General features: G+C 67.6%; 16 protein-coding genes and 1 pseudogene. 9 read left to right on the top strand and 8 right to left on the bottom strand.

What is annotated here, in order from left to right; genetic code table 11:
- Positions 1–94 precede the first annotated feature (94 nt).
- Positions 95–1,270 (top strand): MFS transporter, encoded by a 1,176-nt coding sequence (locus AC1DOP_RS15965; RefSeq protein WP_442121232.1) that lies wholly within the window; start codon positions 95–97, stop codon positions 1,268–1,270.
- Between the two features lie 144 nt (positions 1,271–1,414).
- The gene (locus tag AC1DOP_RS15960; RefSeq protein WP_442121233.1) at positions 1,415–2,044 is read left to right on the top strand and encodes a DUF4254 domain-containing protein; all 630 of its coding nucleotides are present in this window, start codon (positions 1,415–1,417) and stop codon (positions 2,042–2,044) included.
- Here AC1DOP_RS15960 and AC1DOP_RS15955 read toward each other — a convergent pair.
- Positions 2,035–3,087, bottom strand: a complete 1,053-nt coding sequence (locus AC1DOP_RS15955) for a glycosyltransferase family 9 protein (protein WP_442121234.1) — start codon at positions 3,085–3,087, stop codon at positions 2,035–2,037. The two genes, AC1DOP_RS15960 and AC1DOP_RS15955, sit on opposite strands and share 10 nt — an antisense overlap.
- Positions 3,088–3,247: 160 nt before the next feature.
- Here AC1DOP_RS15955 and nudC point away from each other — a divergent pair, with 160 nt between their 5' ends.
- A complete protein-coding gene (gene nudC / locus AC1DOP_RS15950; protein WP_442121235.1) occupies positions 3,248–4,081 on the top strand; it encodes an NAD(+) diphosphatase in 834 nt (277 codons plus the stop codon).
- A 6-nt stretch (positions 4,082–4,087) separates the two neighbouring features.
- On the opposite strand, the gene AC1DOP_RS15945 is transcribed toward nudC, so the two are convergent.
- On the bottom strand, positions 4,088–4,966 hold the full coding sequence (locus tag AC1DOP_RS15945) for a hypothetical protein (RefSeq protein ID WP_442121236.1): 879 nt from the start codon (positions 4,964–4,966) through the stop codon (positions 4,088–4,090).
- Between the two features lie 150 nt (positions 4,967–5,116).
- On the opposite strand from AC1DOP_RS15945, the gene folE reads away from it, so the two are divergent.
- The 3 genes and pseudogenes from folE (at position 5,117) to AC1DOP_RS15930 (ending at position 6,977) form a co-directional block, all read left to right on the top strand.
- On the top strand, positions 5,117–5,683 hold the full coding sequence (gene folE / locus AC1DOP_RS15940) for a GTP cyclohydrolase I FolE (RefSeq protein WP_442121237.1): 567 nt from the start codon (positions 5,117–5,119) through the stop codon (positions 5,681–5,683).
- Positions 5,684–5,925: 242 nt separating this feature from the next.
- Positions 5,926–6,201, top strand: a pseudogene (locus AC1DOP_RS15935) (transposase); the annotation flags it as partial.
- Between the two features lie 167 nt (positions 6,202–6,368).
- Positions 6,369–6,977, top strand: coding sequence for a phosphatase PAP2 family protein (locus AC1DOP_RS15930; protein WP_442121238.1), 609 nt, complete (start codon positions 6,369–6,371; stop codon positions 6,975–6,977).
- Between the two features lie 30 nt (positions 6,978–7,007).
- Here the strand turns inward: AC1DOP_RS15930 and AC1DOP_RS15925 are convergent, their stop codons facing one another.
- Positions 7,008–7,433: a hypothetical protein gene (locus AC1DOP_RS15925; protein ID WP_442121239.1), complete on the bottom strand. Its 426-nt coding sequence runs from the start codon at positions 7,431–7,433 to the stop codon at positions 7,008–7,010.
- 91 nt (positions 7,434–7,524) lie between these two features.
- Between AC1DOP_RS15925 and AC1DOP_RS15920 the strand changes: the two genes are divergently transcribed.
- Genes AC1DOP_RS15920 through AC1DOP_RS15910 form a run of 3 tightly spaced genes read left to right on the top strand, consistent with a single transcriptional unit; the run spans position 7,525 to position 11,385 of the window.
- On the top strand, positions 7,525–8,145 hold the full coding sequence (locus tag AC1DOP_RS15920; RefSeq protein WP_477252169.1) for a 2Fe-2S iron-sulfur cluster-binding protein: 621 nt from the start codon (positions 7,525–7,527) through the stop codon (positions 8,143–8,145).
- 13 nt (positions 8,146–8,158) lie between these two features.
- Entirely contained in the window at positions 8,159–9,169 is a 1,011-nt protein-coding gene (locus AC1DOP_RS15915; RefSeq protein ID WP_442121241.1) for an FAD binding domain-containing protein, read from the top strand.
- Positions 9,166–11,385: a xanthine dehydrogenase family protein molybdopterin-binding subunit gene (locus tag AC1DOP_RS15910; RefSeq protein WP_442121242.1), complete on the top strand. Its 2,220-nt coding sequence runs from the start codon at positions 9,166–9,168 to the stop codon at positions 11,383–11,385. The genes AC1DOP_RS15915 and AC1DOP_RS15910 overlap by 4 nt, the downstream gene beginning before the upstream one ends.
- A 39-nt stretch (positions 11,386–11,424) precedes the next feature.
- Here AC1DOP_RS15910 and AC1DOP_RS15905 read toward each other — a convergent pair whose 3' ends face one another.
- The 5 genes from AC1DOP_RS15905 to AC1DOP_RS15885 are packed head-to-tail and all read right to left on the bottom strand — an operon-like array spanning position 11,425 to position 16,660.
- Positions 11,425–12,951 carry an efflux transporter outer membrane subunit gene (locus AC1DOP_RS15905; RefSeq protein WP_477252166.1) on the bottom strand — a complete coding sequence of 509 codons (1,527 nt, stop codon included), beginning with the start codon at positions 12,949–12,951 and terminating at the stop codon, positions 11,425–11,427.
- A 9-nt stretch (positions 12,952–12,960) separates the two neighbouring features.
- Positions 12,961–13,926 (bottom strand): efflux RND transporter periplasmic adaptor subunit, encoded by a 966-nt coding sequence (locus AC1DOP_RS15900; RefSeq protein ID WP_442121244.1) that lies wholly within the window; start codon positions 13,924–13,926, stop codon positions 12,961–12,963.
- Position 13,927: 1 nt separating this feature from the next.
- Positions 13,928–14,134: a DUF1656 domain-containing protein gene (locus tag AC1DOP_RS15895; RefSeq protein WP_442121245.1), complete on the bottom strand. Its 207-nt coding sequence runs from the start codon at positions 14,132–14,134 to the stop codon at positions 13,928–13,930.
- Between the two features lie 13 nt (positions 14,135–14,147).
- The gene (locus AC1DOP_RS15890) at positions 14,148–16,187 is read right to left on the bottom strand and encodes an FUSC family protein (RefSeq protein ID WP_442121246.1); all 2,040 of its coding nucleotides are present in this window, start codon (positions 16,185–16,187) and stop codon (positions 14,148–14,150) included.
- Positions 16,184–16,660, bottom strand: a complete 477-nt coding sequence (locus tag AC1DOP_RS15885) for a MarR family winged helix-turn-helix transcriptional regulator (RefSeq protein ID WP_442121247.1) — start codon at positions 16,658–16,660, stop codon at positions 16,184–16,186. Before AC1DOP_RS15885 ends, AC1DOP_RS15890 begins: the two co-directional genes overlap by 4 nt.
- Positions 16,661–16,663: the final 3 nt, after the last annotated feature.

The following is a 16,663-nucleotide window of genomic DNA, read 5'->3' as shown; positions in this document are numbered from 1 at the left end:
AGTCCTGTGGAGGGCGTAGAATTTCCTTCCATCAGTTTCCGATCGCCAACTACTTCTGGTTGGCGTTTTGCTTTCAGCTTCCCGAAAACGAATAATGCCGACTCCTTCCCGCACCAGCACCGCCCGAGCCATCGCCCGCACCCCGTCGATCGCGCAGGCTCAGCAATATGCATTGCCCGTCCTGTTCACCCTGTTCGGCGTGATCATGGGTTCTTGGGCCGGCCGCATCCCGGCGATGGCCGAGCGCGTGCACGTTTCGCACTCGGCGCTGTCGATGGTGCTGCTGATGGGCGGCCTGGGCGCCGTCCTGTCCTATCCGATCTCGTCGCGCATGATGGCCTCGCTCGGCGCGCGCAAGACCCTGCTGTTCTCGGGCCTGGCCCTGCTGTGCGTGCTGATCGCCATCGGCGCCGCCCCGACCGTACCGCTGCTGATGATGGCCGTGCTGAGCCTGGGCATCACCGCCAGCACCTTCGACGTCGCCATCAACTCGGCCGCCACCGCCCGTGAAAAGGCGACCGGCAAGTCGGAGCTGTCCAAGCTGCACGGCCTCGGCTGCGCCGGCGGCCTGGCGGGCGCGACCCTGGGCAGCCTGATGGCCAGCCTGCACATCATGCCGGCCACCCACTTCCTGATGCTGGCCGGTCCGCTGGCGGTCGTCCTGTACTACGCCTACACCATGCTGGATGCCGACGACAGTGCCGGCGCCACCGTCGAGAAGAAGAAGTTCACGCTGCCGCGCGGCGAACTGCTGGTGCTGGGCGCGCTGGGCTTCCTGGGTTCGATGGCCGAAGGCAGCATCGCCGACTGGAGCGGCGTGTTCCTGAAAGAGCACTTCGGCGCATCGGACGGCCTGGCGCCGCTGGCCCTGTCCTGCTTCTCGGTGATGATGCTGCTGTCGCGCCTGATCGGCGACAAGCTGAAGGCCCGCTACGGCGCCCGTCCGCTGGTGACCAGCGGTTCGATGCTGGGCGCGGCCGGCCTGTTCTTCGCCGTGCTGTCGCCGAATGCCTACTGCGCCCTGTTCGGCTTTGCCGTCGCCGGTCTCGGCATGTCGCTGGTGTTTCCGTTCGTGTTCAGCGCCGCCGGCGGCCAGGGTCCGGCAGCACTGGCCGGCGTGGCCAGCATGGCCTACAGCGGCAGCCTGATGGGTCCGCCGGTGATCGGCGCCATCGCCCAGAGCTTCGGCATGCAGATCGCCATCGCCTACGTCGGCGGCCTGGCAACGCTGATCGCCTGGGTGGCCACCCGCGCCCGCATGCTGAAGTAATCAGGGGCGGTTACCGCAAGGCGCCGCCCTTTTTTATCCTGGTCTCCACCGTTTGCGCCCCGCCAAGCATGGGGGTGGTCGCGTGAACTCCCCGTATGCCTGGGCACTCCAAACGCTGTCGCCACCGTACAGCAGGGAGTCTTCATGCACAGCACCATCGACGCGGCATCGGTCGTGGCTTTCCACGACCGGCAGTTGCGCAATCCCGACTGGCCCATCTTCGATGACGCCCAATCCGGCGCCTGGACCTGGATCGCCGCCAACCACCGCTACAACGGCCTGCTGTGGCGCGAGGAAGACCGCGCCCGCCGGCTCGACGTGCCGCCCACCGAGATCGCCGCCGGCAAGCGCCTGATCGACCGCTACAACCAGAAGCGCAACGACGCGGTCGAGGCCCTCGACGAACGCCTGCTGCGCGAGTTCGAGCGCATCAGCCGCCGTCCCGGCGCCCGCCTGTCGAGCGAAACCGCGGGGGCGATGATCGACCGCCTGTCGATCCTGGCGCTCAAGATCCACCACATGCGCGCCCAGGCCCGGCGCCACGAAGCCGGGTCAGACCACATGCACGCCTGCGCCTGCAAGCTGGAGCGCCTGGCTGCGCAGCGCGAAGACCTGATGTCCTGCCTCGACAAGCTGCTGGCCGAGGCGCGGGCGGGACAGGCCTTCTTCAAGGTCTACCGCCAGTTCAAGCTGTACGACGATCCCAGCCTGAATCCCTGGCTGTACGGGAAGACGCAGGCGGCGGACAAGGCGGCGGCGCAGCGTCACCAGTAAGGCCACATCCCCACGCTGCGCTGGCGGCTCGGCCCGGTGCCGGAAAGCAGGGCGCGCGCATGCTGCAGCACGACGGCGGCGCGCTGGGCGTCCGGGTCCCAGATGCAGCGGTGGCTGTGACGGTCGAGCGGTGCCCAGCGCGCAATGTCGGCCTTGCTGAATACCACCACGCTTTTGAGCCTGAGGCCGGCGGCAATGTGGGACACGCCGGTGTCGTTGCACAGCAGCAGCTGTGCCTTGCGCATCAGCACGGCCATGGCGCCGATCGAGATCGGGGCGGCGGCATCCAGCGGCTTGTGATGCATGTGGGATGCCACTTCGGCCGTCAGGTCGGCTTCGGCGGCCGATCCGGTCAGCACCGGCTGCAGACCGAATTCCGCTGCCAGGCGGTCGCCGACTTCGGCGAATCGCGGCGGCGGCCAGCATTTGTCGCGCTGGCGCGCGCCGGGGTGGATGCAGAAATAGGCGGCGTCCTTCAACTTCTTCGCCAGGCCGCTGGCGTCGAGTTCTTCCTCGTCCTGCTGCGACAGCGGAAACTCCAGGTGCAGCCCGGCCGCCTCGGCGCCGAGTCGCTCCATGAGGCCCAGCAGGCGCTCCGGCTCGGCCCCCGTCTCCGGATAGGGCAGCAGGACGGTGCGGCCGCGGACCACCGCCTCGCCGCGGGAATAGCCGGCCAGCGCTTTGGCGCCGAAGCCGCTGACGATGTCGTTGCTGACGTCGCCGCTGCCGTGCAGCTGGATCGCCAGCCCGAACTCGCGCGCGGACAGGCTGTTGTAGAAGCGCGCCAGGCCGTCGCGCTGCACCGGCTGTTCGGGCAGCAGCGGATGGCCGGGAAAGGGGATGAACTCGTCGACGTAGCCGGTAAAGCGGTCGGCGAACTGCTGCGCCCAGGGCAGGCCGACCAGGGCGATGTGGGCGCGCGGCACGGCCGAGCGCAGCGCCCGCAGGGCCGGCACGGCGCACAGCATGTCGCCCAGATCGAGCGCGCGGAACACGACGACGGATGGCGGGTCGAGGCGGTGCAGGAATGGACGGCGGATCATCGTTTCCTCCTTCTGCATGTGCGCCGTAACGGTCCAGCGAAGGTTTGGAGCATGATGAGCCGGGAATAGTTCTGCGCGACCAAGCGAGGGATATCAGGGCATGGTCATCGAAGCTGTGCGTGTCGCGGTATGATCGGGTATCTCGTTACCGGATACCACCATGCTCCAGACGCCCGCCTCGTTCACGCCCCTGATGGCGCCTCCGCAGGACCCGCAGCAAGCGGATGACGCGCTGTCGCTCATCTTTCATGCAGGCCGCCTGCTGGTGCGCGAAGCCGACCTGGCCCTGCCCGACCGCGCCGCCGTCGCCAGCCTGGCTCTCGACCCGCAAGCCCTGCAGCCGGTCGGCCTGCTGGACGGCCGCTATTGCCAGGCCGGCTGGGTCGAGGACGAAGCGCGCGCGCCCCAGGGCTATGGCTGGCGCGGCCTGCGTTCGCTGTTCGCGGAATTCGACGAGACCCTGCTGGGGGTGGCCGCACGGGCGGCCCAGGTAGCCGAATGGGCGCGCACCCACCGCTTCTGCGGCGCCTGCGGCAGTGCCACCTTCCGCATGGCGGGGGAACGTTGTTTCAAGTGCACGAACTGCGGCCACATGGCCTATCCGCGCATCTCGCCGGCGATGATGGTACTGATCCGCAAGGGGGATTCCTTCCTGCTGGCCCTGCACACGCAGTCGCCCTCGAAGCGCTTCGTGCCGCTCGCCGGCTTCCTGGAGGCCGGCGAATCGATCGAGGAGGCGGTGCACCGCGAAGTGTTCGAGGAAGTCGGCCTGCGCGTGCACAACCTGCGCTATTTCGGCAGCCAGTCCTGGCCCTTCCCGCATTCGCTGATGATCGCGTTTACCGCGGATTACCTGGACGGCGAGATCCGTACCGATCCCAACGAGATCATGGAGGCGCGCTGGTTCGGTCCGGACGACGAGTGGCCGGAGCGCGTGCCGCACGTGTCGGTGTCGAGCGTGCTGGTGGATGCGCACCGGCCTTCCGGGCGCTGAGTTAATTCAAGGTAGCGGTACCGGCGTCGCCGCCACTTTCCCCTCGATCCGCAGCGCCAGCGGCACCTCTTCCGGCCTGGCGCCGGTGGCGCGCATGCGCACCACCCGCTGCATCAGGTCGAACCAGAACGGCGCGCCGAACAGGGCGGTGGTGGCGGTGATCATCCAGCCCGCCGCCTGCAGCGCGAAGTCGGCGTCCAGCACCGGCGGAAATTTCGTCCAGCCGATGGGAAGGGCCATCAGGGCGTCGATCACGGCCGGGTCGAGCGCGCCGGGCACGTCCTTCAGGTGGGCGGCCAGGGCCGGCTGCTGCCACAGGGTGCGGAACAGGTGGATGCTGTCGATATTGAACAGGATCGCCAGCAGCAGCGACAGCAGCAGCGAGATCAGCAGCTGTTTGCGCTTGTAGGCGCCGGACATGCGCGCCATCGCATTGTCGAACCAGCCGGCCAGCATGTCCTGGAACTGCTGCAGGTCGCGCGCGCGGCTAACCATGCCCAGCATGGCGGCCCGCAGCTGCGGGTCGGCGATCGTGTCGATGGCGCTGCGCAGCTGGAGGAAGTCGCCCGGTACCTTCCACAGGCTGTCGACCAGGGCAATCGCAAAATGCGCGGGTTCGATGTAGGATGGTTTCGAGCGCAGCGCGCGCTCGTTCGCGGCGTTGCCGTCGGTATGCGGATTGACCAGAGGATGGGCATACACGGCGCGCGCCAGGCCGTCGAAGGCCGGGTCGTTGAGCATGCTCTTGATGCCCGCCAGCAGGGTGTTGGCGCGCAGGCGGAACAGGGAGGCCAGTGCCTCCTGCAGGGTGGTGACGATCAGGGCCACCGTGCCGTAACAGAAGGTCAGGCCGATGGCGACTTCCAGGACAGTGCTGCCGAGCATGGCTGTTCTCCTAGCAGTGAAAAGGACGTCGACCACGCTAGCGCATCGATGCCAAGGCCGCGTCCATTTCGCTCAAAGAAATAGCCCGCAGTCTGTAGATCGACTGCATTTTCTATATACTCTCGGCAGTCTTCAATTTTAGGGTTAACCATGTCTGACAAAGAAGTCTTCACCGAAAACGACTGGCGCCGCCTGCTGGCCAGCCTCGGCGAAGATCCCAATCGTCCCGGCCTGCACGAGACCCCGGCGCGCGTCGCCAAGGCCTGGAAGCACTGGACTTCCGGCTACGAGCAGGATCCGGTCGAGATCCTCAAGGCCTTCGAAGATGGCGCCGAGGAATACAACGAGCTGATCGTGGTGCGCGGCATCCCGGTCTACAGCCATTGCGAACACCACCTGGCCCCCTTCTTCGGCAAGGCCACCGTCGGCTATCTGCCGAACGGCAAGATCGTCGGCCTGTCGAAGCTGACTCGCCTGGTCGATGTGTTCGCCAAGCGCCTGCAGGTGCAGGAGCGCCTGACGGTCCAGATCGCCAATACGCTGATGGAAGTGCTGGAACCGAAGGCCGTCGGCGTGGTCATCAAGTGCCGCCACATGTGCATGGAAAGCCGCGGCATCCGCACGCCGGGCGAGGAAACCATCACCTCGGCCATGCTGGGCGAACTGCAGCCGAACCTGGGATTGCGCACCGAGTTCCTGGCGCTGGCCCGCGACTGATCTTCCCGGGCGGCCACGCGCCGCCCATTCCTTCCACCGGTCCGATGCGCCATGCCGCGCAGGGCCGCGCTCGCCGTGTATCGCTGTGTAAAAACCGCAGCAGTGTGCGGAATCCCCTGCTACACTGTATTGACAAAACCCCGCCGTTCGACCGCCTGGTCGGCATCGCGAGGCCTTCACGTGCTAGTCGGGAACCGTTCCGTATCACGCGTCTCCAATTGACTTTGTCTGAGGCGAACGACATGAACAGGCCTACATTTCCTAGCGATCTAACGCGCGAGCAGTTCGAGACCGTCCGCGACATGCTTGAGGCGGCGCGCCGCAAGACCAGGCCGCGCAAGCACGACCTGTACGATGTCTTCTGCGCCGTCCTCTACTTCCTGCATACCGGCAGCGCCTGGCGCAGCATGCCGCCCGAGTTCCCTCCCTGGCGTACCGTGCACGAATACTTTACGCAATGGACCATGCTGCGCGACGGCGACCGCACCCTGCTCGAGAGCGCTCTCGAACGCCTCGGCCGCAGCACCGAGATCGCACGCTTGCGCCATCTGACCGGACAACGCTGAAGTAAGCGTGCAAGCAGCGTAAGCGCGTCAGCGAACTTGGTTAAATTTGCGTAATAGTGTGTGAGTTCCCACTGCCGAGCTGATACAGTCGCGTTTTGTCATCCGCGCGTCATGTAGTCATGTTCGAGAACATCAATCTGCTGTGGTTTTCCATGATCAACTCCAACGCCGGCCTGCATGGCTGGCGACTGGAACTGGCCCTGTTCTGCGCCGAATGGCTGATCCTGCTGGTGCCGATCGGCCTGGTCGGCCTGTGGATGCGCGGGGCGGGCGCGCAGCGCGAGGCGGCGGTGAAGGCGCTGGCCGCGACCGGCTGCGCTTTGGGCATCAATGCCGTGATCGGCCTGCTGTGGTATCACGAGCGGCCCTTCGTTGCCGGCGTCGGCCACAATTTCCTGCACCATGCGCCGGACAGCTCCTTCCCGAGCGACCACGGCACCATCATGTTCACCGTCTCCCTGGTGCTGGCCGCCAGCAGCGTGCCGGCGGCGAAGCGTTTCGGCCGCTCGCTGCTGCCGCTGGCCTTCGTGGTGGCGTGGGCGCGCGTCTTCGTTGGCGTGCACTGGCCGCTGGATATGCTGGGCGCGCTGGCGGTGGCACTGGGCATGACCCTGCTGTTCCAGACGCGCCTGGCGGACAGCGTCTGCGCCTTGCTCACCGTTTCGCTGGGCTCGCTGTACCGCCGCCTGCTGGCCGGTCCGATCGCGCGCGGCTGGCTGCGGCCGTGAGCGGTATTCAAACAGATTGACCGAGGAGATTTACTGAGCGCTGGCGGCCGCGCCTTCCGCGCGTTCGAACACCAGCTTTTTCCTGCCGTCGAAGTGGAATACACCGATCGGCTGGGCCTGCACATTGTCGGCGGGCGGCGGCAGTTGGGTGCAGTTCTGGGTGTCGACCTGCCACATCTCGTCGCCCGAGCGCAGCAGGTAGCTGTCTTCGCCGGTCGAGAACAGTTCGACGTTGAGGTCGGCCATCGGGGTCTTGCCGAGGTCGAACTGGCGCTGGCAGTCCGGCAGCCGCGACGCGATCAGGCGCAGTCCGGCCTGCTTGCTCCAGAAATAATCCTGCGTGACGATCACGGTCAGTGCGTGGTCGCTGCTGTCGATGGCATAGCTGGCCGTTTCGTTGACGCAGCCGGCCAGCAGCAAGGGCGTCGCCAGGATCAGGAGGGAGCGTTTGGTCATGTCAGGAGTATAAAACAAAAATTTCCTAAGTGATTGATTCCTTGGCGGAATAACATCACGCGCGCTCCTCGCTTTCCGGATTTCGGCCATCATGGACCGATGTCAATCAGCTAAAGAAGCGAGCGAAACCATGCCACAAGACGAACACCGGGAAATCGGGCAGGGCGCGCATGCCCTGTCCCCCGCGCCCTATGCGCCGCCGCAGCCGCTGAAGCTGCGCATCAACGGCGCCGAACACCAGCTCCACATCGAACCGCGCGTCACCCTGCTCGACGCCTTGCGCGAAGTCCTGCACCTGACCGGCACCAAGAAGGGCTGCGACCGCGGCCAGTGCGGCGCCTGCACCGTGCTGGTGGACGGCCAGCGCATCAACTCCTGCCTGACCCTGGCCGTGATGCACGACGGCCGCGAGATCGTCACGGTCGAGGGGCTGGGCACGGCCGAACAGCCGCACCCGATGCAGCAGGCCTTCATGGACTGCGACGGCTTCCAGTGCGGCTACTGCACGCCGGGCCAGGTGTGTTCGGCGGTGGCCCTGCTCGACGAGGTCAAGCAGCGCCAGGCCAGCGCCGTCACGGAAGGCGAGCAGCTCGAACCCTCCCTGTTCACCGAGGACGAGACCCGCGAGCGCATGAGCGGCAACCTGTGCCGCTGCGGCGCCTATCCGAACATCGTCAAGGCGATCCACAGCGTCGTGCTGCGCCAGGCCTGAAGGGAAACTTTGCATGCAATCGATCTTCTACGAACGCGCGCGTGACGTGAACCACGCGATCGAGCTGGCGCGCGAGCCCGGCGCGAAATTCATCGGCGGCGGCACCAATCTGCTGGACCTGTACAAAAGCGGCATCGAGAAGCCGGTGCGCCTGGTGGACGTCAGCCGCCTCGCGCTGTCCGCCATCGAGGAACTGCCGGACGGCGGCCTGCGCATCGGCGCGATGGCGAGCAACACGGCGGTCGGCACCGACCCGCTGGTGCGCCGGCGCTACCGGGTGCTGTCCGAAGCCCTGCTGAACGGCGCCACGACCCAGCTGCGCAATATGGCGACGGTGGGCGGCAACCTGCTGCAGCGCACCCGTTGTTATTACTTCACCGACCCCGCCTTCGCCCGCTGCAACAAGCGCGACCCGGGTTCGGGCTGCGATGCCATCGACGGCCATAACCGCATCCACGCCATCCTCGGCGCCAGCCCGCAATGCATCGCGACCCACCCGTCTGACATGGCGGTGGCGCTGGCGGCGCTGGACGCCGTGGTCCACCTGCAGGGAGCGGACGGCGAGCGCCAGGTGCCGCTGGTCGACTTCCATCGCCTGCCGGAAGACCGGCCGGACGTCGATACCGTCGTCAAGCCGGGAGAGCTGATCACGGCGGTGGAGCTGCCTTTGACGCCGTTCGCGCGCAACTCGCATTACCTGAAGGTGCGCGATCGCGCCAGCTACGCCTTCGCGCTGGTGTCGGTGGCGGTGGCCGTCGACCTCGACGGCGGCAAACTCCGCGACCTGCGCATCGCGCTGGGCGGCGTGGCCCACAAGCCGTGGCGGGTACCGGATGCGGAAGCCATCCTGCGCGGCCAGGCGCCGAGCGCCGAACTGCTGGCGCGCGCCGGCGAGGCGGCGGTTGCCGGCGCCCAGGCGTATGCGCACAACGGCTTCAAGGTCGAACTGGCGCGTCGCGCGGTCGTGCGGGCGCTGCAAACGGTCATCAGGAAAGCAGGAGCTGAGAAAGGAACCGCGGCATGAACGGAATCGGCGCACCCATCAACCGTACCGACGCCTGGGCCAAGGTCAGCGGCGCAGCCCACTACACGGCCGAACACCAGGTCGAGGGACTCACCCACGCCGTGCTGGTGACCAGCACCATCCCCAGCGGCCGGGTAGTCCGCATCGACGACAGAGCGGCCCGCGAAGTGCCCGGCCTGCTGCTGGTGATGACCCCGCAGAACGCCATGCGCCTGCCGAAGGAAACCAGGGACGGCAAGCTGCAGCCGCCGATCGGCCGCCGCCTGACCCTGCTGCAGGAAGACGACGTCTATTACAACAACCAGCCGATCGCGGTGGTCGTGGCCGACACCTACGAGCATGCGCGCGAAGCCGCGGCCCGGCTGCACATCGAGTACGAGAAGAAGGACGCCGTGCTCGACTTCGAACAGGCCAGGCAGAAGCTGCATCCGCCCGAGAAGGTGCTGGCCGAGGAAACGGATACCAGGCGTGGCGACCTGGCGGACGGCTGGCTCGCCTCCAGCGTGCGCCTGGACGCGACCTACACGACGCCGATCGAGCACCACAATCCGCTCGAGACCCACGCCACCATCGCTGAATGGAGCAACAGCGGGGACGGCGACAAACTGACCATCCACGAATCGACCCAGTACATGAAGGGCGTGCAGCGCATCCTTGCCGCCATCTTCGGCATCTCGCCCGACAACGTGACCGCGATCTGCCCCTACACCGGCGGCGGCTTCGGCTCGAAGGGATCGGTGTGGTCGCACGCGCCCCTGACGGCGATGGCGGCGAAGATGCTGGGCCGTCCGGTCAAGCTGTCGCTGGACCGGAACAATATGTTCGGCCCGGTCGGCCAGCGGCCCAACACCGAGCAGCGCTTCCGGCTGGGCGCGACCGAGGATGGCAGCCTGCTGGCCTCCGGCCACGACACCATCGCCTATACCTCGATGATTGAGGACTGGATCGAACCCTGCGGCATCGTCACGCGCATGATGTACGAGAGCCCGCACCAGCAGACCACGCACCGGCTGGCGTGCATGAACCTGGGCACGCCGACCTTCATGCGCGCGCCGGGCGAAGCCAGCGGCACCTTTGCGCTCGAATCCGCGATGGACGAGCTGGCGTATGAGCTGGGCATGGACCCGCTGGCGCTGCGCCTGAAGAACTACACGGAAAAGGACCCGGGCAAGGACCTGCCGTGGTCGAGCAAATCGCTGCGCCAGTGCTACGAAATCGGCGCCGAGCGCTTCGGCTGGAAGGACCGCAAGCCGCAGCCGCGCTCTATGAAGCGCGGGGATAAGCTGGTCGGCTGGGGCATGGCCACCGCGACCTATCCGACCAACCGCTCGGCCGGCGAGTGCTCGGCCAGCCTGCAGCCGGACGGCACGGCGCTGTTCCGCTCCGCCACCCAGGACCTCGGCACCGGCACCTATACCGTGATGACCCAGGTGGCGGCCGACGCCATCGGCCTGAGGGTGGAGCAGGTGCGCTTCGAACTCGGCAACTCGCGGATGCCGGAAGCGCCGGTCTCCGGCGGCTCGACCACGGTGGCCAGCGTGGCGCCCGCGGTGCAGGCGGCCGGCCATGCGCTGCGCCTGAAGCTGGCGGGCATCGCGCTGGCCGACCAGGCCTCGCCCCTGTTCGGCGCAACCGCCGACCGGATCGGCGTCGAGAACGGCGAACTTTATCTGCTGGACGAACCGTCGCGCCGCGAAGCCATGGCCGCCATCGTCGCGCGCCACGGCGAGCCGGTCGAGGTGACGGCGAAGGCCGAACCCGGCGACGAAAAGAAGAAGTATTCGATGCACGCCTTCGGTGCGGTATTCGTCGAGGTGACGGTGGACGAGGCACTGGGCGAGATCCGCGTGCCGCGCGTGGTCGGCGTCTACGGAGTCGGCAAGCTGATGAACGAGAAGACCGGCTACAGCCAGCTGATGGGCGGCATCGTCTGGGGCATCGGCCTGGCGATGTTCGAGGAAACCCTCATCGACGGCCGCTCCGGACGCGCGGTGAACGGCAACCTGGCCGAGTACCACGTGCCGACCAATGCCGACATCCAGGGCATCGACGTGCAGATCGTCGACGAGGACGACCCGCACGTGAACCCGCTGGGGGCGAAGGGCATCGGCGAGATCGGCATCACCGGCGTGGGGGCCGCGATTGCGAATGCGGTGTTCCACGCTACCGGCAGGCGGGTGCGGGATTTGCCGGTTACGCTGGATAAGCTCCTCTGACCCGTCGTTCCCGCTTTCGGGGGGACGACGGTTTACGCATTAGTGGTGGGCGCCAGCCGCCTGCTGCGCAGCAGCCTCGTGCTCACCCTTGGCTTCCTTGCCTTCGCCATGCTCCCCATGCTTGCCATGGGTATTCTCCCAACCACCTCCCAAAGCCAGGAACAGCTGCACCTGGTCCGCCGCCAGCTGCGCATCCGACGCCGCCAGCAGGTTTTCGGCACTGGCCAGGGTACGGTCGGCGTCCAGCGCGGCCAGGAAGTCGGTGCGGCCGTACCGGTAGAGCTTGGCCGTCTGCTGCGAGGCGAGTGCGCTCTGGTCGCGCGAGGAGCGCAGCATGGCGTTGCGGTCGAGTTCACGGGCATACACCGTCAGCGCCGATTCCGTCTCGCGCAGGGCGTTCAGCACCACCGAGTCGAAACGGGCCAGCGCGGCCGCCGTACCGGCATTGGCCTGGGCGATGTGCGCGTGCGCCGAACTGGTCGACGGCAGGCTCCACGAGATCAGCGGGCCGAGCGCGAACTTCCAGGTGTTCGCGTTGCCGAAGTCCTTCATGAAGCCGACCCCGCCGATCGAGGCGCCCAGGGTGATGTTCGGGTACAGCTCCGCGGTGGCGACGCCGATGCGGGCGGTGGCACCGGCCAGCTGGCGTTCGGCCTGGCGCACGTCCGGACGGCGGCGCAGCAGGGCGGCGCCGTCGCCAACGGGAATCGCGGTGGCGACGCGCGGCGGCGTGGTGCACTGCGCCACCTCGGCCGGGAAGGCGCTCGGCACTTCGCCGGTCAGCACGGCCAGGCGGTACAGGGCGGTGCGCTGGCGCGCCATCAGCGGCGGCAGGTTGGCGCGCAGCTGGTCGAGCTGGGCGTTGACGCGGCTGGTGTCGATCGCGATGCCGCGGCCGCGCTGCACGCGCTCGGTGGTCAGGTTGGCGAACTTCTGCTGCAGGTCGACCGACTGCTGCGCCACCTTCAGCTGGTAGCCGGCCGAGCAGGCTTCCACATAGGCGCGCGTGGTGTCGGCGGCGACCATCACGTGGGCCAGGTCGGCGGCGGCCTGGGCGGCGTCCTGGTCGGCTTCCACGGCTTCGATGGCGCGGCGGATGCGGCCGAACATGTCGAGCTGGTAGGAGACCTTGATGTCGCCGTCGTAGATGCCGGTGCGCGGCAGCGTTTCGGGGATGCCGATCGATTCGCCGGCGAGGCGGCCATACAGCGGCGCTACGCTGCCTTCGACTTCCGGACGCTTCTTCTCTTCGACCTCTTCCAGCACCGCGTGCGCGCGCTGCAGGTTGGCGGCGGCCACGCGCAGGTCGGCGTTGGCGCTGAAGGCCTTGACGATCAGCTTGTCCAGCACCGGGTCCTGGTACAGGTGCCACCAATCGGCTGGCAGCGGCTCGGACTTGAAGGATTTTTCGGCGGCGCCCATGAAGGGCGCGTTGGCGGCGTCGCGCTTGACCACGGCGTTCTTCGGCACGTGGTAGTCGGGGCCGACCGTGGTACAGGCGGCGACCGCCGCCGCCAGCACCGACAGGGTCAGTACTCTTTTAGCAGTGGAGCGGTATCGGTTCATGATCATTCCTTAATGCGTTGCCTTGGCGGCCGGCGCCTTCGCGGCAGGCGTTGCCGTGGGCGCCGTGGTGGGCGCTGCGGCGGGAGCGGCCGCAGGCTGGGCCACAGCCGGCAGCACTTTCACGGTCGCGGTCTGGCCCGCCACCAGGCGCACGTTGGCCGGCACCGGATCGAGGGCGACACGCACCGGGATACGCTGGGCCAGGCGCACCCAGTTGAAGGTCGGGTTCACGTTCGGCAGCATGTTGGCGCCGGTGGAGCGGTCGCGGTCGGCGATGCCTTCGGCGAAGCTCTCCACGTGGCCGGAGATCGGCTGGCGCGTGCCCATCAGGGTCACCTCGACCTTGTCGCCGATCTGGATGCCGGGCAGCTTGGTTTCTTCGAAATAGCCTTCGACATAGAAGGTGTTGCGGTCGACCAGGGCCATCACCGGGTGGGACGCGGTGGCGTAGGCGCCTTCGCGCAGGTCGAGGTTGGTGACGATGCCGTCCACCGCCGACACCACGTGCGAGCGCTGCAGGTTCAGCCTGGCGGTATCGCGGTTGACCTCGGCCTGGGCCAGGGCGGCGCGCGCCTGGTCGGTGCGGGTCTGGCCCTGTTCGCGGGTCTCCTGCGAGACCAGGTCGTCGAGCTGGGTATTACGTGTGTTCTCGCGCTGGGCCTGGGACAGCGCGGCCTGGGCCGCGATCACCTGGGCCTCGGCCTGGCGCAGCGCCAGTTCGAAGCGGGCGCGGTCGATCTCGAACAGCGGTTCCCCTAGAGCCACGCGCTGGTTGTCGTGCACGTAGACCTTGGTCACCTGGCCGGTCACGTCCGGCGCCACCTGCACCACATAGGCCTTCACGCGGCCGTCGCGGGTCCAGGGCTCGACCTCGTAATGGCGCCACAGCTGCCAGCCAGCGTAGGCAGCGCCCGCGGCCACCAGCAAAGTGATACCCACCCGGCCGACCGCCGGAAGAAAATTTTTCGAAGCCATGTCAGGACCAGTTACGTGTGAAATACGTCAGTGCGCCAAGCACGATGACGAACAGGGAAAAATCGAACAGTGCCGGGTGCCACACCAGGCGATAGAAGCCGGTGCGGGCCAGGACCAGGTTGAGAAGGCGCGACACCACCAACGCCGCCAGCGTGAGCAGCAGGAGCGGAGGAAGGAAGAGGCCATAGATGCTGACTTCGCCGATCATCGGATCTCCATTGTCAGATTGCAGTCATAAGGGCAGGCTGGTACGGCGCCGCCTGAGGGAACAGGTCGCGCCGGATGCCGGTGAGCGCCGCCAGCGCCTCGCGCTGGGCGCCATCCTGGGCGCCTTCGCAGATGGCGCGCAGCGAGTTGTCGAGGGCGTCGAGCAGCTGCGCTTCGCCATTCCTGTCGACGGCAGGCAGGCGCGCGAAATGCTGCGACAGCTGCGACATCAGGGGGCTCAGGGCGGCGTCGCCGCGGCCGAGCTGGGGACGGGCTTCCTGCAGCAGGGTCATGTTCAGGCCGATGCGCAGGTCGCGCAGCGCGTCGCGCGCCTGCAGGTCCTGGTGGCCGCCGGCCGAGGCCAGGCGCGGGGTCAGCAGGCCGATGCGGTCGACCATGCGCGCCGAGAATTCCGGCAGCGTGGTCTTTTCGCCGCCGCCCAGGCGCGCCAGCTCGCTCCAGCCGGCCTTCAGCAGGCGGCGCGCGGTCCAGGCGGCGCCCACGGTGCGCACCACCCGGGTCGTCACCGCGGCCACGGTCAGGCCCAGCACCTGCGACAGCATCATGTTCATGAAGGACATCATGTCGGCGTTATGGGTATCGACCATGGCCAGGGTGCCGCAGATGCCGAACAGGAAGGGCATGGCGCGCCCGAAGGTGGCCGGACGGGCCAGCAGCACGCCCAGCACCAGGAACATCGGCGCGCACACCAGCATCAGCGCTTCGAAGCCGTGGACCGCCGGCAGCAGCACCAGCAGGTACAGGGCCGAGACCGGGATCGAATAGATGGTCCAGTGCAGGAAGCTCTTGATGAAGGGGACCGGGTCGTCCTGGGTCGAGAAGAAGCAGCACAGCACGGCGCACATCATCGGCGCGGTGGCGCCGCCCGGCCAGCCGGTCAGGATCCAGAAGGCGCAGCAGATCAGCACCGCGAAAGTGGCGGCGAAGGCCGACAGCGCGGCCATGCCGTAGTCCAGGTGCAGGGCGCTGGGCGGCACGTTCGGCAGCTTGCGCACTTCGTCCGGCAGGCGGCCGGCGACGCCGGCATCGATGTGCTGGCGCAGGGCGCGCGTCTCGAGGCAGATGTCGACCAGGCGGCGCAGGCGGGCGGCCAGGTTCAGCTCGATCATGCCGGCCCAGCCGAGGTCGCGGTGGACCTTTGGTGCGAGTTCGTCGATGCGGTCGTGCAGCAGCTTGCCCTGCCTGGCGATCACGGTCTCCTTCGGATTGTCGGTGAGCGCGACCACATCCTTCAGCAGCGCGCTCCAGTGCTCCGACACCTTGGTGGCGCCCATGGTGCGCAGCGCGGTCAGGCGGTCTTCGATGCCGGAGACGACCGGCACGAACTGCGCCAGGCGTTCCTGCAGCGCGTTCACCGCCCGCCCGGTCCAGCGCAGGTGCGAGGTATCGAAGGGCAGGTGGGTGCTCATCAGGCGCAGCTCGGTGATGTCGCCGGCCAGCTTGCGGCGGTCGCCGGCGGAACGGGCATCGCCGGCCGGATTCAGGGCGTCGCGGATCCAGTGCTGGGCATCGCGCACCGCATGGTCCAGGCGCGCCAGCAGCACCGGGCCGAAGGGCGCCGGCAGCACCAGGCTGTGGATCAGGGTCGCGCAGGTCACGCCCAGCGTGATCTCTTCCACGCGCGCCAGCGCGATGTCGAAGATGGCGCCCGGGTCGTTCACGGCCGGGAAGGCGATCAGGCCGGCGGTGTAACCGGCCAGCATCAGGAGATAGGAGCGCGGGGTGCGGTCCAGCAGCGAGACGAACAGGCAGCCGCCGATCCACAGCGCCAGCACCAGCGACAGCAGCTCGGGCGAGTTGACCAGGCGCGGCACCACGAAGGTGACCATGGTGCCGCCCAGGATGGTGCCGCCCGCGCGGTACAGGCCCTTGGAACGGGTCGGTCCGGCAAACGGGGCGGCACAGATGTAGGCGGTCATCATCGCCCAGAAAGGTCGTGGCAGTCCGATGCGCATCGAGATGTACACCGCAAGCATCGCTGCCACGAATGATTTGACGGAGAACAGCGCCTCCGACCAGGTGAACAGCTTCATGCGCTCTTGCGTTCGGCGGCTTGGGACAGGGTGAGATTCGTGATGGCGTCGGGCAGCCCGGCCAGCACGCGCAGGCAGGCTTCGACGTCGGCCGGCTCGAAGGCATCGAACAGCTTGCGGCGGAACGGGACCAGGGCCTGGTCCATCAGCTCGGCGGTTTTGTAGCCTTCGTCGGTCAGGCGCAGGATCTTGGCGCGGCGGTCGTTCGGATCGTCGTGGCGCTCCAGCAGGCCGGACTCGATCAGGTGGTCGACCACGCGCACCATCGACGAGGCTTCCAGGCTCAGGGTCTCGGCCAGCACGCCGGGTCGCACGCCGTTCTCGCCGAAGCGGCTGATGACCAGCACCGGCAGGCCGGTTGCCTGCGACAGGCCGTAGTCGGCCGCGACCTTGTCGGCGGCGGCCCGGTAGACGCGCGAGGAAAGGGTGAGAGCGGCGGTGAGATTGCTCAGGGTCTGGTCCGATAAGCGCATTTA

The sequence above is a fragment of the Massilia sp. 01N410 genome (genome assembly GCF_056399665.1).
Note: the sequence above shows the minus strand (reverse complement) of the source record. Positions and strands in the feature narration are given on the sequence as shown.

Excerpts from the sequence above, each read along its gene's own strand:
- AC1DOP_RS15915 (WP_442121241.1), top strand. The coding sequence starts at position 8,159 with ATGCAATCGATCTTCTACGAACGCGCGCGTGACGTGAACCACGCGATC.
- AC1DOP_RS15945 (WP_442121236.1), bottom strand. The coding sequence starts at position 4,966 with ATGCTCGGCAGCACTGTCCTGGAAGTCGCCATCGGCCTGACCTTCTGT.
- AC1DOP_RS15920 (WP_477252169.1), top strand. The coding sequence starts at position 7,525 with ATGGACCGATGTCAATCAGCTAAAGAAGCGAGCGAAACCATGCCACAA.
- AC1DOP_RS15965 (WP_442121232.1), top strand. The coding sequence starts at position 95 with ATGCCGACTCCTTCCCGCACCAGCACCGCCCGAGCCATCGCCCGCACC.
- AC1DOP_RS15895 (WP_442121245.1), bottom strand. The coding sequence starts at position 14,134 with ATGATCGGCGAAGTCAGCATCTATGGCCTCTTCCTTCCTCCGCTCCTG.
- AC1DOP_RS15925 (WP_442121239.1), bottom strand. The coding sequence starts at position 7,433 with ATGACCAAACGCTCCCTCCTGATCCTGGCGACGCCCTTGCTGCTGGCC.
- folE (WP_442121237.1), top strand. The coding sequence starts at position 5,117 with ATGTCTGACAAAGAAGTCTTCACCGAAAACGACTGGCGCCGCCTGCTG.
- AC1DOP_RS15910 (WP_442121242.1), top strand. The coding sequence starts at position 9,166 with ATGAACGGAATCGGCGCACCCATCAACCGTACCGACGCCTGGGCCAAG.
- AC1DOP_RS15885 (WP_442121247.1), bottom strand. The coding sequence starts at position 16,660 with ATGCGCTTATCGGACCAGACCCTGAGCAATCTCACCGCCGCTCTCACC.
- AC1DOP_RS15955 (WP_442121234.1), bottom strand. The coding sequence starts at position 3,087 with ATGATCCGCCGTCCATTCCTGCACCGCCTCGACCCGCCATCCGTCGTC.
- AC1DOP_RS15930 (WP_442121238.1), top strand. The coding sequence starts at position 6,369 with ATGTTCGAGAACATCAATCTGCTGTGGTTTTCCATGATCAACTCCAAC.
- AC1DOP_RS15900 (WP_442121244.1), bottom strand. The coding sequence starts at position 13,926 with ATGGCTTCGAAAAATTTTCTTCCGGCGGTCGGCCGGGTGGGTATCACT.
- AC1DOP_RS15960 (WP_442121233.1), top strand. The coding sequence starts at position 1,415 with ATGCACAGCACCATCGACGCGGCATCGGTCGTGGCTTTCCACGACCGG.
- nudC (WP_442121235.1), top strand. The coding sequence starts at position 3,248 with ATGCTCCAGACGCCCGCCTCGTTCACGCCCCTGATGGCGCCTCCGCAG.
- AC1DOP_RS15890 (WP_442121246.1), bottom strand. The coding sequence starts at position 16,187 with ATGAAGCTGTTCACCTGGTCGGAGGCGCTGTTCTCCGTCAAATCATTC.
- AC1DOP_RS15905 (WP_477252166.1), bottom strand. The coding sequence starts at position 12,951 with ATGAACCGATACCGCTCCACTGCTAAAAGAGTACTGACCCTGTCGGTG.